Consider the following 15,366-nt stretch of genomic DNA (forward strand, 5'->3'; position numbering starts at 1 on the left):
GAATTTTTAAAAATGGATAGTAATAAAAAGAGAGGAAGAGTAAAGCAGAATATGATGTTCATATTTAAAAATGAATTTCTGAAAAATGAGAAAATATTCTAATAAGTTAGACGGATTTCTTGGGGTTATCGTAATGATTAATTGTAAGTTGTTGATTTGAAATAACTAAAATAGTTGGCACAGTGCTTGCTTTGATATTGGCATCGCAATGATTAGCGATATGTTCAAACTAATCAAAACAATTGAATTTGAAACTGAAAGGAAAGCGATATGCCAACTCCAGCTTATATGTCGATTCACGGTGAAACTCAGGGCCACATCACGAAAGATGCTTATACTGCAGATTCTGTAGGTAACACCTGGCAGGAAGCACACGTCAATGAATTCCTGGTACAGGAACTGGACCACGTGCTGACTGTACCACGTGACCCGCAAAGTGGTCAGCCAACGGGCCAGCGTGTTCACCGTCCGATTATTGTGACGAAGCAACAAGACCGTACTTCACCACTGCTGTTCAACGCACTGGTCAGCGGCGAGAAACTGCCAGAAGCTTACATTAACTTCTACCGTACTTCGACTCAGGGCAAACAAGAGCATTACTACACCATCAAACTGATTGATGCGCTGCTGGTTGACATGCAAACCCGCATGGCACATTGCCAGGATGCAGCGACTTCTGACCGTGTGGTTGAAGAAGTGCTGAAACTCACTTACCGCGCAATCGAAGTGACGCACGAAGTGTGTGGTACTGCGGGTAACGACGACTGGCGTACGCCGCGCGAAGCTTAATCACGCAGATTGGAACAGGGGCCTTGTCGGCCCCTTTTGTTTTAGGTTAACCGCCCAAGTTGCATCAGGTAAAAGTAATGAGTAATCAGGTTCAATTTTCGTTTTCAATCGAAGCTGCAGAACACGAATTCCGCGTAGAAAGTTTTGAAATTAAAGAGCGTCTGTTTCAACCTTTTGAAATGAAGGTCTCATTACTTTCACGTGATGCAGATATTTCACTCGATGATCTGGTCCGTAAAGCCGGCGTACTGAAACTTTTTGGGCAGGGACGCGATGTTTCCCGTTTGTTCCACGGAATTGTCAAAGAAGTGCGGTTTCTCGGAACCGGCCGCCAGTTCAGTCGTTACGAGCTGATTCTGGTGCCAGAGTTGTGGTTCCTGACCCAGCGTCAAGATTGCAGGATCTTCCAGGACCAGACAATTAACGAGATCATCGAATCTGTGCTGACCGATGCGGGTGTGACGGCATTCCGGATGCTGGCTGATGCCGGTGAGAAGCAGGAATACATTCTGCAATACCGCGAGACCGATCTGGCATTTATTCATCGTCTGATGTCTCAGCACGGCCTGTGGTATTTCTTTGATCATACGGAAACCGGCCATGAGCTGGTGATCGTCGATAAAAATGAACTCCTGAGTGAACTTCCCAGTACAGCAGACAATGCAACACTGGTTCCTGATGTCGGGGAACATACCATTCTGTTTCATGGTGACTCTGGCGGTGTGCCGGATCGCGAGCATATTTTTGATGCGGATTTTGGCAAACGTGTCCACACAGGCTCGGTGTCGCAGTCAGATTATAACTACCTGACGCCGAGAACGAATCTGATGACCAGTGTGGCACAACTGGATGAATCAAAAACGTATACGGATCTGGCCATTTACAATTACCCGGGCCGGTACGACCAGCAACCACTCGGTAAATCGCAGTCGGATTATCGTTTGTCTGCGCATAGAATCTCCGGGACCGAACTGAAAGCCACGGGCTGTGTGATGCGTTTTCTGCCCGGTTACAGTTTCCTGCTGGAAGGTCACCCACGTCAGTCGCTGAACCGTAATTTCATCCTGCTCGAAGTGGAGCACATCGGCCGTGATCCCCAGGTTCATGCCGAAGAAAACAGCGGCGAACCTACCACGTATTACAACCAAATCATCGCATTCCCGGCAGAAATGACATACCGGGCGCCTGTGCTGTCACCCCCTGTTGTGGATGGCCCGCAAACGGCTGTCGTTGTGGGTCCGGCGAACGAAGAAATTTACACCGATAATCTGGGACGGGTGAAAGTGCAGTTTCACTGGGATCGTCATGGTGTTTTGGATGAACATTCAACCTGTTGGGTTCGCGTCAGTCAGACCCTGGCGGGTCCTGACTGGGGCGCCGTGGTATTGCCGCGAATCGGCCATGAGGTCGTGGTGACATTTTTGGATGGTGATCCTGACCGACCGCTTGTCACCGGCACTGTATACAATGCGCTGCACCTGCCGCCGTACCCGTTGCCTGAACATAAAACAAAAACCGTTCTTCGTACACAGACTCATAAAGGCACCGGATTTAACGAAATCTCGTTTGAAGATGAAGCCAATCAAGAGGAAATGTTCTTTCATGCGCAGAAGAACATGCGTACCCGAGTGCTCAACGATCGGTTTGGTGAAATCGGGCAAGATGAAGAATTGATTGTCGGCCATCAACAAACCAATCAAATTCTGGGGAACCAGAAGGAAACCATCGGCGGGAATAAAACTTCGTTGATTGAGCAGACGTTTGTCGAAGATGTGGCAAAAGATGTTGTCATCACTTACAACGCGAATGAATCTGTCAATATTGCTCAGGATCAGACAAGAAAAGTCCTTGGTCATCAGGATAGTGAAGTCGGTAAAGACGATCGGTTAGAGATTAGTGAAAATCAAGTGACTACGGTTCATGCATCCCGCAACCTCAACATTGGGGGGAATCATGGGTTCAATGTGGATAGTCAGTTTGCACTCAGTGTCGGGAAAAATGTATCAGTTACTTCCGATGGTCAGACAACCATTATCAGTGCGGATGAAATTCAACTGCTCACAGGATCATCGGGTATTGTTTTAAAAAGTGACGGGAAAATTCTGCTCTCTGGCCTCAATGTGACCCTGGATGGGGCGGATAAACTGAATGTTCAGGGTGGAAATGTAAAGATAAATCCGGGCCAGGAAACACCACTGCATACGGATATTCCAGTCGCAGCAGCGGTACTTGCTCAGTTTAATGATGAAACCCACCTTCTGGAGTCAACTTATGCGATTGAGCATCTTCAAGGGCTCACAACAGTTTTTGATCGTGAAAAATTTGCTATGTGGCTCAGTGGCGTGTTTGGGTACAATATTCCACCTGAAGCTTATCTTGGCTTATTTGAAGACCTGCAAAATGGAGCATTCGAGAATCCGCCAATTGAAGTGACTTTAGGCAACATTGCTTTTTATGACAATCTTCAGCAAACGATTTTTGTCGGGAAGGGACTGATTCAGGATGCGATAGAGAGTCAGGATCAACAAAGTAAAGGAAAGCTGCTGGCCATTCTCGTTCATGAGTTCGGACATCACATCGATTATTCTCTGAGAAATGTTTACAGCACATTGGGCGGTGATGCGATGCTTGATGAGGGAGCAGCATTCGCAGCGATTCTTGGCAACCTGAATATGCGGAAACAATCATCAACCCTCATTGCGCAGTACACGGGTTCGCTGGGAACACAATCAATTTCGTTGGAATATCCAGCACTGCATGCGGCGCTCAAAGAGCAGAGAAATTATATTGAAAATGATCAGAAGAGCCAGAATGGCGATCGTGAATATTTCTCGGCAGGCGGCACAGCTGAGCAAGCACTGAAAGGTAAATATGGCCACCAGTCTGTCGAGTTGGTTTTACTGGAATATTTTACTGAACAAGAAATTAAGGCAATTTACTATGGAAACTGGCTGCGGGATTACTCACAGGTCGTCGATCCCAAGGTATTAGACCTGAATCTTAACTTACTCATACAACAGGCGGTAGAAACAGATCTGGGTCTGGACAAACTTCGCAATGAACTGTCATCGTATTTAAAAACAATAGCAGACACGACAGAATCACTGAAAAAAAGTGCAATTCAAGGACTCAATACCGCTCGGGTATATACACAGCGATTCAGTGATGGTCTTTCTGATTTTGCAGATGATGTATCCGGCAGATTGTTTGGATACTCAGAAACATTGAAACAGCAAAATGAAATCCTTGAGAAAAAGCGGTCAGATTTAGAAAAAACAAAGGATAATTTATCTGCTGATAATGTGAAAAGCCGTGTGAACATTGAGCATGCGATTGAAAGCAATCGACAGCACCTGGAATTAATGGAGTCTCTGCAGGCTAAAGTTAAAGCTGGCAATACTCAGCAAAAATCTGCGAGTCAAAGTGCTCAGGCTGGGCTGGACAAATCTTCACAGGAAATCTCCCAGCTCGAAACAGAAAAGTTTTTTGCAGAGCAAGAAAAGCATATTCCTGAGGCTCAGCAGAAGATTCAGGCATTGGAAGATCATATCGATTCCGCATTCAATGCAACGAAGGAAATTGCAGCCAAAGAGGTCGATGACCCATCAGGCCTTACCGGTGGTGGTAAAACGATCGGAAGCAAAGGTATTTCTCATGAGGCACTGACTCAAGTTGTTGAAATTTTGGCAAGAAAAGAGTTTCCAATGCTCTTTGCTCAAGAGGATAATTCTCCTTATCGATTAACCCCGGAGAAACTGGGTGCTTATTTGCCTAAAGAACATTTGGATAACCCTCGAGGTGTTACAGCGCCGGAAAATCCTGAGTACGCAAATATTTTCAGAGGGGATTATCAAGCGATCGAAGGCGAGATTGACTCTGGGAAGTGGTATAAAAATTACTTTAAACAGTCAATTGAATATGCCAAGAGTCAGCTCAGACTTGCTGTTTCATTGGGAAGAACACCGGAAGGTTTGATTCATTTTGGTCAGGCGCTTCATGTGATGGAAGATATCTTCGCGCATTCTAACTTCGTGGAACTGGCGCTCAACCGAATTTTGAAGGAACTTCCCGGTTTTTCCGAAGATGAGCGGCGGCATGTGAATGATTGGGTTCAGGCTGTACCAGTCCAGAGTGCCGATCAGACGGCTCAGAACATTCGTCCTCTGACAACCGGTGTGTTTGGTGCCTCCGATACTTTAGTGAGTTTGCTGTCGGTGGTTGAAAAAACGAAGGATCACAGTCCGGAAGTGGAAGAGGCACATTTTCAAACTCAATTAAGTATTGCATTAATTTTAATGCAAGATTTTGCGCCAAATGCCGTTGAAATGATTTATGATGCCTTCGGCTTGGAATATTCAAGCGAGGATGAAAGAAAAACGGCTGAGCAAGCCCTTGAAAATGCCAAAAAGCTCGATGAGTTATCTTATGATTTCAGAGAAAGTTATCATGCGGTGATGGAGGCAATGTTTGGCTTTATTAACCGATTGACTGCTTTGCTGGCTCGTCAGGCGATGGAAGCAATGAAGAATGCACAGGATGATAGTTCCCCGACGGATCCGACTCATACACAATTGGCAAAAGATCCGGACGATCATCCATTGCATACGATTGCAGCAGAAGCTGCCCGTGAAATGGTGCGGACTTTTGGGGAGATCATGAGTGAAGTTTGGGATGGTGAAGAAAATAGTAATATGCTCCTGTCATTAGTCGATGATTTCTTTGTTCACCCTGAGCATATTTCGCCAAAGAGCCCGGGGCATATACAAAATGTATATCATGTGATTGCCGAATGGGCTGCATCAAGCCCCGTTCAGCTGAATCAGGCGAGAAGCTATCAGGGCCATCTAGAGCATGAGTATCTTAAATTGAAACAGCTTGCTGAATTAAATGATTATCAACTGAAATTTACGACGGATCTGATGAAAAAGGTGAACCCATGATATCAACACATCCTTGTTCTTTTTTTGCAAAAATATTGGCGGTTGTGGCTGTTTTTTTCTCAGCAACGTCTTATTGCCAAACAGGGATCACGAACACCAGCGATCAACCCGTTCGTTTGGTGATTACTCCAGAATCCATCACCTTTGATGGTAAGCCATTGCGTTTTGAAGAGCCCCTGAAAGATTGGATTCAGGTACTGGGGGACAATTATATCCAAGGTGAGCGCGATTCGGTTGCTGCATTTAAATCTAAGAGGTTTATCTACCCGGAGTTAGGGATTGATCTTGAAGTGCAAAGAAATACAAAATCGCCTAGTTCTGACTGGGTAAATGGACAAGTAGGTACGCTGAATGATCCCATGAATCGATATATTGTTGATGTGAGGATCAGACTCAATCCAAAGAACCAAATTGATCCTCCTCGCATTAGCGAGGAGAAATTTAAAAACCATCCATATAATACGATGTTTGCAGATTATGCAATCAATTTTTATGGTGCAATTGTTGATCGAAATATTCAGAAAGAACAAGTGCTTAAGTATGGTTCAGGAACTCAAATGGATCAGCACTTTAATTTAGTTGGAGCCAGTGCTTCTGAGACGCATGATGCATCTATCGCGTTTCATCATTTCTGGGGACAAAAGCCTGAATTAGCCGTTATGTTAACTGTTTATCCATCTTTGACGTTAAAACATGAAAATGAAGTGAAGTACTTTGGTCAGGTTGTTTCCCGGTAGTTTATTTTGCGGTATGGGGGGAGGGTGATCATGAGCATGATATCAGGCACAGGCTTTCATGTTCGTCTAAAAGTATTATCTCCCACATTATTGGCTGTAATGTCTATGTTGCTCTCTGCAATCTCTGTTTGCAGAGCAGAGAGCGCGAACACCTGCGACCAACCTGTTCGAATGGTGATTACTTCAGAATCCATCAGCTTTGATGGTCAGCCATTAAGCTTTGATAATCCCCTGAAAGACTGGCTTTATGTGTTCGGGGACAATTACATTCAAGGGTATCATGGTTCAGTAGCTGGGTTTTATGCTGATCGGTTTATTTATCCAGAATTAGGGATCGATCTTGAAGTACAAAGAAATAATAAAGCACCCAAATCTGACTGGGTGAATGGACAAGTTGGAACTGTTCAGGATTCAATGAACCGATATCTTGTTGATGTGAGAGTAACACTTACACCCAATACGAAAACAGAGATACTATCGGTTGAGGAACAATATAAGTCACATCCATATAATACGATGTTTGCAGATTACGCCATTAGTTTTTATGGAGCGGTTGTTGATGATTCAGTAAAGAAAGAGAATGTCATCCGATATGGTGAAGGTGTCGTCATGGACCGGCACTTCAACTCAGTCAATGCCAGTGAATCTGCAACACATAATGCGACGATCTCATTTTATGACTTTTGGGGAAGAAAACCCGAAGTCCCAGTGATGTTAGAGATTTATCCATCCTCGAAATTAAAAAATGAAAATGAAGTGAAGTACTTTGGCCAGATTGTTTCCCGGTAGTCTATTTGGCGGTATGGAGGAAGGGTGATCCTGATATCAGGCACAGGCTTTCATGTTCTAGCTCCCCAAATATTGGCGGCTGTGGCTGTTTTTTTCTCAGCAACATCTTATTGCCAAACAGGGATCACGAACACCAGCGATCAACCCGTTCGTTTGGTGATTACTCCAGAATCCATCACCTTTGATAGTAAGCCACTTCGTTTTGAAAAGCCCCTGAGAGATTGGATTCAAGTACTTGGAGACAACTATATTCAAGGCGAGCGTGATTCGGTTGCTGCATTTAAATCTAAGAGGTTTATCTACCCTGAGTTGGGGATTGATCTTGAAGTGCAAAGAAATACAAAATCGCCTAGTTCTGACTGGGTGAATGGACAAGTAGGTACGCTGAATGATCCCATGAGTCGATATATTGTTGATGTGAGGATCAGACTCAATTCAAAGAACCAAATTGATCCTCCTCGCATTAGTGAGGCGAAATATAAAAGCCATCCATACAATACGATGTTTGCAGATTATGCAATCAATTTTTATGGTGCAATTGTTGATCGAAATATTCAGAAAGAACAAGTGCTTCAGTATGGTGCAGGAACCCAAATGGATCAGCACTTTAATTTAGTGAGAGCCAGTGCTTCTGAGACACATGATGCATCTATCGCGTTTCACCATTTCTGGGGACAAAAGCCTGAATTAGCCGTTATGTTAACAGTTTATCCATCCTCAAAATTAAAATACGAAAATGAAGTGAAGTACTTTGGTCAGGTTGTTTCCCGGTAGTGATTGGGTTTGTTCGGGTACAAAGAAGGAAACATGATATCACAGTAATCAATGTAACGAGTCCAAATTAACCGGCCAGAGTTTTTTTGAAGCTCAGTCACTGCAATCATCACCAAGTTTGCAGTTATTGCAGATGCGGGCAGTATGTCTATATTCCTCATTTCTACCCGTCCTTTCTTAAATGATGTCGTATGCTTTTCGGGTTTTAGAATATTTTGATTGGAGACCTGATCTCACTTTCTCTTCAACCTCTCTAACTAAGCGCCTTTTCTCTTTCTCAGCCCCATTTTCTTTGAACCGACACCCCATCACGAAGCACCGAACCTCACATTCAGTGATGATTCGGGTAAAACCACAGGTTTCCAAGAATTGAGAAATTTTTCTAAGAAATTGGATGCCAGGACGGCTTACTGAAATTGCTGTTATTATAAGTGATTGATTTTTATGTTTATAAAAGTTGGCATGGCAGTTGCAATAATAAAATCATCGCAACGTTTAGCGATATGCTCAAACTAATCAAACTAATCAAAATAATTGAAATAATTGAAATTGAAAGGAAAGCGATATGCCTACTCCAGCTTATATGTCGATTCACGGTGAAACTCAGGGCCACATTACAAAAGATGCGTACACTGCAGACTCTGTTGGTAATACCTGGCAGGAAGCTCACGTCAATGAATTCCTGGTACAGGAGCTGGATCATGTACTGACTGTACCACGTGACCCGCAAAGCGGTCAGCCAACGGGCCAGCGTGTTCACCGTCCGGTTATCGTCACTAAACAGCAAGACCGTACTTCTCCGCTGCTGTTCAACGCACTGGTCAGCGGTGAGAAGCTGCCAGAAGCTTACATTAACTTCTACCGTACCTCGACTCAGGGCAAACAAGAGCATTACTACACAGTGAAGCTGATCGATGCGCTGCTGGTTGACATGCAAACCCGTATGGCTCACTGCCAGGACGCAGCAACTTCTGACCGTGTGGTTGAAGAAGTACTGAAGTTTACTTACCGCGCAATCGAAGTGACGCACGAAGTGTGTGGTACAGCAGGTAACGACGACTGGCGTACACCACGCGAAGCGTAATCACGCTGATTGGAAATGGGGCCGCGTTTGGCCCCTTTTGTCTTAGTTGCATCAGGTAAAAGTAATGAGTAATCAGGTTCAATTTTCGTTCTCAATCGAAGAAGCAGAACACGAATTCCGCGTTGAAAGTTTTGAAATCAAAGAGCGTCTGTTTCAACCATTCGAAATTAAGGTGTCATTGCTTTCACGTGATGCAGATATTTCACTCGATGATCTGGTCCGTAAAGCCGGTGTACTGAAACTTTATGGCCAGGGACGCGATGTTTCCCGTTTGTTCCACGGTATTGTCAATGAAGTTCGGTTTCTTGGTACCGGCCGGCAGTTCAGTCGTTATGAACTGATTCTGGTACCAGAACTGTGGTTTCTGACTCAGCGTGAAGACTGCCGGATTTTCCAGGGTCTGACGATTCATGAAATCATTGAGTCAGTGCTGGAAGGTGCAGGTGTGACGGCATTCCGGATGCTGGCTGATGCGGGTGAACAGCAGGAATACATTCTGCAATACCGCGAGACCGATCTGGCGTTTGTTCATCGCCTGATGTCTCAGCACGGTTTGTGGTACTTCTTTGATCATACGGAAACCGGCCACGAGCTGGTGATCGTGGATAAAAATGAGCTCCTGAGTGAGCTTCCAAGTACTGCAGACAATGCGACGCTGGTGCCGGGTGCCAGCGAACATACTATTTTGTTCCACGGTGATTCTGGCGGTGTGCCGGATCGGGAGCATATCTTTGAGGCTGACTTTGGTCAACGGGCCCACACAGGCGCGGTGTCGCAGACGGATTATAACTATCTGACGCCGAAAACCAGCCTGATGGCGAATGTGCCAGAGTCTGATGAGTCAGAAGCGTATACCGATCTGGCGATTTACAATTATCCGGGCCGTTACGGCCAGCAGCCCCACGGTAAGTTGCAGTCGGATTATCGCCTGTCGGCGCTGAAAATTTCCGGTACTGAACTGAAGGCAATGGGCTGTGTGATGCGTTTTCTGCCGGGTTACAGCTTTGTGATGGAAAGCCATCCGCGTCAGTCGCTGAACCGGGATTTTATCCTGCTGGAAGTGAAACATGTCGGCCGGGATCCTCAGGTTCATGCAGAAGAAAACAGCGGCGAACCGACCATTTACTACAACGAATTCAAGGCATTTCCTGCCGAAATGACCTACCGCGCGCCTGCATTGCCTGCGCCTGTGATCGAAGGCCCGCAGACAGCCGTCGTGGTAGGTCCCGAAAACGAAGAGATCTATACCGACAATCTTGGCCGGGTGAAGGTGCAGTTTCACTGGGACCGACTGGGGAGCATGAATGAGCACTCGACCTGTTGGGTGCGTGTCAGTCAGACGCTGGCTGGACCCAACTGGGGGGCAGTATTCCTGCCGCGTATCGGCCATGAAGTGGTCGTGACCTTCCTCGAAGGCGACCCGGATCAGCCATTGGTGACCGGCTCCGTTTATAACGGGTTGCACCGCCCGCCTTATGATCTGCCGTTGAAGAAAACACGAACCACACTGCGATCTAAAACCCATAAGGGTGAGGGATACAACGAAATCAGCCTGGATGATGAAAACAATCAGGAAGAGTTGTATCTGCGGGCACAGAAAGACATGTCCGTAAAAGTGCTGAACGACCGTTTCGAACAGATTGGCAACGATGACATGCTGACAGTAGCCCGTCATAAAACCAATGAGATTGGTCAGAATCAGAAAGAAACCATTAAGGGCACAAAAACGACTGAAGTGAAGGGTACCTTCACGGAAACCGTCGATGGTGATGTCACGGTCACATACAACAGTAACGAATCTGTGACGGTTGTGAAGAACGCCAGCCTGAAGGTAAACCAGAACCGCACGACGGAAATCGGAAAGAACGATGAACTGACGGTGATGGAAAACCAGACGCTGACGGTGCATGGCTCACGTCAGACGCAGGTTGATAAAGACAACAACCTTAATGTTGACGGAAATTCGACGCTCACAGTCACTGGCAATATTACTTCTGAGTCAAAGAGTACGACCCAGATTATCAGTAAAGACAAAATCGTCCTGAAAGCCGGTCAGTCGCAAATTGTGCTGAACAGTGATGGCACGATCCAGGTGACGGGCGCGTCCATCACGATTAATGGTTCAGATAAAGTTGTTGTTCAAGGCGGAAAAGTATCGGTGAACTAATGCAAAAACAGCAGACGCAACGAAGTCAGTTCTTTGAAACAGGTGCCGGGGAATCCCCGGCGTCTTTGCATCCCCGCTTCGGCCGGATTCTGGCGATTGAGGGGGACTGTGTCCGTGTGACTTTCGATGGCTGCGACATGCCATCGGGCATGGCTGCGCGACTCGGTCGACAGTTCTCGGTTGCTGAGCTGGAACTGGCGAGGCAAAACGCGTTGTCCTGCCGGGTTGAGTTTGTCGGTCAGGATCCGAATTTACCGCTGATCACGGATATCTTTTTTTCGATCATAGAACAGCGGGATGAGCTGGTTCTCAAGGCAAAAAATATCCGGATTGAAGCCGAAAACGAGTTAGTCGTCGCCAGCGGCGAAGCACAAACCCGTTATGAAGCCAGGCAGAAACGGGTCACAACGGAAGGTAAGTATATTCATAGCCAGGCCGAGAAATCCCAGAAGATTCAGGGTGCAATCATAGCGATTAACTGACGGATGCTGACATGATGAACAGTCTGATTAAGCCGGAAACGCCGGGGTTTGCCAAGTTAAAGGATGAGGATATCCAACAGCTGGCCGCCCGTATGAAACAGGCGATTGAACAGGCCAATGCGACGTCGCCGGGGATTCTGCGTTTTGCCAGAGAAAAAGCAGAAACGGCTGCAACAGAAATTCGCTTTTTACTGATGCAGCAAGATCGTGCTTTCAATGCCGGGCTGCCGGATACACGCAGTCATTACTACCATTTGGTGAACCGGAAACTGAACCAGTATCTGGCGGTATTGATTGCTTTGTACCGGGTAGAGCCGGGCTATATCCTCTGGCTGGCTGACATCTACCCTCAGGTATTGCTCTGGGTACTGACCTCCGCTGATCTCGAATCACTTGATGCGGAAGCTTGCGAACTGGCACTTTTGCTGACGGAGAAAATGCCGGCGAAACAGTGGCAGCAAGTGGTGACCCTGGCGACTGCTACAGGATTGCCGCTGATATTGCAGTCGGCTGCGATCAGCGAACTCAATCAGGCCGAGCCTGCCATGCAGGCATTGATCCGGCGGAGTGAACTTACTGAAACATTTGCCTCACTGTGTATTCGTGAAGGAACGGACAAAGTCAGTTTGCTCGCTCGGTATCATCTGGCACGCATGGGGCAAGAGGCGGGGATCAATTGGATCAACGAGCACGGTCATCCGTCCAAATCACTTTTCACCCATCTTCTGGTCCGCAAAGACAAAGTCGCCTGGCTGCGGGGTGAATTGCTGCCGCAGGCGGACTATCTGACCGACGTGCCAATATATGCCATTCTCAATCGCCTGCCGGAATCGTTTGAACAGCCTGATTATCAGCAGGATGAACGGGCTTATCTGAAGGCTGCTCTGGCAGGGGATCCGGACACCGTCCAACCCATGATTGAAGCGATCCGGCAGGAAGATGATGACACGCGTCTTGAAAACTGGGTCCATGCGCTGACCCTGATCCTGGGGGAGCTGCTACCGGTGCGGGTGTCTGAGTTAGGTGTGAAATATGACGGCCAGCAAGCGGCAGACATTCTGGCGTACTGGTGGCAGCACAACCATGGCGGGTACACCTTGTCTCCGATGATGCGGATGGGCAGCGCACTGAGCTACACCAGCAGTATTGATGCATTGCGCAGCCAGTCGTTACCGGCTGAGTTCCGGACCTGGGTCTGGAAAGAACTCTGTCTGAACGGCGGTATTTATGTGGCTTACGATCCGATGAGCTGGCCGGAACGTCAGCGCCGCGCGATTTACACACTCTCCAATAACACGACTGCCGCAGAGCGGTATGACCTGAGGATACGCGATGCAGCTGTGGGACGTTGAATCTTCTTTGCCTTATGCCACGAAAGGGCAGTTCGTCCGGGATCATGACGGACAATCTGTGTGGGTCGTTTGCATGAAGACCGGCTGGCAGCTGGTGGGCGGACAATGGCAGCCGCTCAAATCTCAACCGGACATCTACTCCACACCGGTGTTTGCAGGAGAGCCCGGATTTTCTGCATTGCTGGCTGATCAGGATTTTGTGGTGACCAAAGCCAACACGGATGTGCTTGTCAGCGGCCATGCCAGAAGTTATGGCAAAACGCCCGTCACGAAAATGAATTGCCGCCTTTTAATCGAAGGGCACATTGATAAAACGCTGCTGGTGCTGGGGACACGTCAGTGGATCACTCAGGCCGGTCAGGTGGGCGTGACCGTGCCCGCTGCCTTTATCGAACAACCTGTGTCTTCTGCACAGACCATAGGCGGCGAAGATGAAAGGAACCGTGTTGGCTGTGGTGTCGCGCAGAAAACTCAGAACTTGCTGACGCAGCCGGTCCCGTCTGTCTTTTACCCCGGGCAGGACTGGCAACTGGAAGCGTCGAAAATCAAGCCTGCCAGTTTCGGCCCGATCGCCGTGTTCGATATGCCCCGGTCCAGACTGGCGGGTACCTTTGATGAAGCATGGGAAGAGGAGCGCCGCCCGCTTTATCCGGTGGATTTCAACCCTGCATTTTATCAGTCTGCACCTGCTGATCAACAAACCAAGGGTTTGTTAGAAGGGGGAGAACGGCTGATTGTCTCCGGCTTCAGCCACGAAGAAACCCTGTATTTCACCGTGCCGAGACGCAGTTATGAAGCGCAGGCCGTTTTTGGTGAAAACAAAGAAAAGCAGGCCATGGCATTACACACGTTATCGGTGGATGCCGATGCGCTGATTGTTACGGCAACCTGGTCAGCCGCTTTCCCGTGTCAGGGACGGGAAGCGCAGCTCATCAATACCGTCATTTCTGAAGAGAAGGCCACTGTATGAGTGCGACATCAGCAAGATATCTGCTAAGTGCAGACGCAGTAACGGCTGCCGGATTTAATCTGGATGTGTCTGTTGCTGTGGCGCAAGCCAATCTGGATATGTATGAAACCCGCATTTTGGGCGAGGGCGATGAAAAGGCAACGGTCGCTCCCGTCTGCTATCTGGATACAGAAGAGAGCGTGACCGACCGATTGCTGTCGCTGCTGACTTTGCTGGTGAATCAGCTGACGGTTCAGCTCCCGGGCAGTCTTTCGTCGGTGCCCCTGTATGTCCGGATGCCGGATGTTGCCACGCAGCGCATGCTCGATGAGTGGCTGGCGCAATTGCAGCAGGATGAAGATTCCCAGAAAACAATTTCCCGTGTGGTACTCAGCCATGTCTCCGGCCATCAGCATTTTTCAGAGGTACAGAAGGCACTGAATGATGAGGAAGTTCTGATTGCAGTATCCATCGATTCCCCGATTGCCAAACTGGATGAATTGTCAGAACAACAGTGGCTGCAAACGAATCGTCAGCCGTGGGGCGTCATTGCCAGTGAAGGTGCAGCCGGTGCAATACTGGCCAGCCGTAGCTTTGTCGAGGCCATGAAAATCAAACCGCTGGCTGTGCTGGACAGCTGGTGCCATGAGCCGGGTGAGGACTTCCGCCTGATGTCCCGGGTTTTACGCAGGCAATGTAAAACCGTGGACGACTTTGGTTTGCTGTTCAGCGACATGACTAACCTGAGACAACATCAGGAAGACTATGGTTTTGCGATTGGCGCCCGAGGCGAACGGCTTGTGAATCCAGAGCAGATCATACTCAGCCATTCTCTGTGGGGCTATCTCGGCGATGCTTCCTTGTTCGCCACGCTCGCACTGGCTGTGCATCACAATAGCCAGCATCTGATCCGAAGTTTGTTTCTGTTTGGTGCGGACAGCAGCCGGGCGATGCTCACCCTGTCTTTACCTGAAATACCGAAACCTGCCTGATAAGCAGGGAACTTATTGTGTGTGAAGAGAAAAACTGAATTTTTTGGCTCAATGCCACAAAGTCACGTAATGAATACGGGCAGAGTATTAAATCAGTTGATTAGGTCATTCAATCTGTTAGGGTTTTTCGCTGTACGTCTGGATGATGGTACACATTGTTCTTTCAAGAACGGACAAACCAAAAGTGAATCCTGGCTGGTGTAATTCTGAATCTGGCATTAGCACCCGCAGCCAGCAAGATTACATGCAAACAACGCTGCGGAGACTGTCATCTCGATGTGCTGTCTACAGAGACTGAATGACCAATCAGA

Annotated in this window: 11 protein-coding genes and 1 pseudogene; all 12 read left to right on the top strand. The window is 47.6% G+C overall.

Annotated elements, in window-relative coordinates:
* Positions 1-270 precede the first annotated feature (270 nt).
* The 12 genes and pseudogenes from L4174_RS17065 (at position 271) to L4174_RS17115 (ending at position 15,055) form a co-directional block, all read left to right on the top strand.
* Positions 271-789 carry an Hcp family type VI secretion system effector gene (locus L4174_RS17065; RefSeq protein WP_036753264.1) on the top strand — a complete coding sequence of 173 codons (519 nt, stop codon included), beginning with the start codon at positions 271-273 and terminating at the stop codon, positions 787-789.
* 77 nt (positions 790-866) lie between these two features.
* Positions 867-2,966: pseudogene (locus L4174_RS24135) on the top strand (type VI secretion system Vgr family protein); the annotation flags it as partial.
* A gap of 495 nt (positions 2,967-3,461) precedes the next feature.
* The gene (locus L4174_RS24140) at positions 3,462-5,729 is read left to right on the top strand and encodes an HET-C-related protein (protein ID WP_371929435.1); all 2,268 of its coding nucleotides are present in this window, start codon (positions 3,462-3,464) and stop codon (positions 5,727-5,729) included.
* On the top strand, positions 5,726-6,466 hold the full coding sequence (locus L4174_RS17075) for a hypothetical protein (protein ID WP_248142711.1): 741 nt from the start codon (positions 5,726-5,728) through the stop codon (positions 6,464-6,466). The genes L4174_RS24140 and L4174_RS17075 overlap by 4 nt, the downstream gene beginning before the upstream one ends.
* A gap of 30 nt (positions 6,467-6,496) precedes the next feature.
* Entirely contained in the window at positions 6,497-7,255 is a 759-nt protein-coding gene (locus L4174_RS17080) for a hypothetical protein (RefSeq protein ID WP_248142710.1), read from the top strand.
* 24 nt (positions 7,256-7,279) lie between these two features.
* Positions 7,280-8,029, top strand: a complete 750-nt coding sequence (locus L4174_RS17085; RefSeq protein WP_248142709.1) for a hypothetical protein — start codon at positions 7,280-7,282, stop codon at positions 8,027-8,029.
* Positions 8,030-8,594: 565 nt separating this feature from the next.
* Positions 8,595-9,113, top strand: coding sequence for an Hcp family type VI secretion system effector (locus L4174_RS17090; protein WP_248142708.1), 519 nt, complete (start codon positions 8,595-8,597; stop codon positions 9,111-9,113).
* 64 nt (positions 9,114-9,177) lie between these two features.
* Positions 9,178-11,280 (top strand): type VI secretion system Vgr family protein, encoded by a 2,103-nt coding sequence (locus L4174_RS17095; protein ID WP_248142707.1) that lies wholly within the window; start codon positions 9,178-9,180, stop codon positions 11,278-11,280.
* On the top strand, positions 11,280-11,762 hold the full coding sequence (locus L4174_RS17100) for a hypothetical protein (protein WP_248142706.1): 483 nt from the start codon (positions 11,280-11,282) through the stop codon (positions 11,760-11,762). The genes L4174_RS17095 and L4174_RS17100 overlap by 1 nt, the downstream gene beginning before the upstream one ends.
* Before the next feature lie 11 nt (positions 11,763-11,773).
* Positions 11,774-13,114, top strand: coding sequence for a hypothetical protein (locus L4174_RS17105; RefSeq protein ID WP_248142705.1), 1,341 nt, complete (start codon positions 11,774-11,776; stop codon positions 13,112-13,114).
* Entirely contained in the window at positions 13,095-14,084 is a 990-nt protein-coding gene (locus tag L4174_RS17110) for a DUF2169 domain-containing protein (RefSeq protein WP_248142704.1), read from the top strand. Before L4174_RS17105 ends, L4174_RS17110 begins: the two co-directional genes overlap by 20 nt.
* Positions 14,081-15,055: a hypothetical protein gene (locus L4174_RS17115; protein WP_248142703.1), complete on the top strand. Its 975-nt coding sequence runs from the start codon at positions 14,081-14,083 to the stop codon at positions 15,053-15,055. Before L4174_RS17110 ends, L4174_RS17115 begins: the two co-directional genes overlap by 4 nt.
* The last annotated feature ends 311 nt before the right edge of the window (positions 15,056-15,366 follow it).

The sequence above is a fragment of the Photobacterium sp. CCB-ST2H9 genome (assembly GCF_023151555.2).
Taxonomy (GTDB): domain Bacteria; phylum Pseudomonadota; class Gammaproteobacteria; order Enterobacterales; family Vibrionaceae; genus Photobacterium.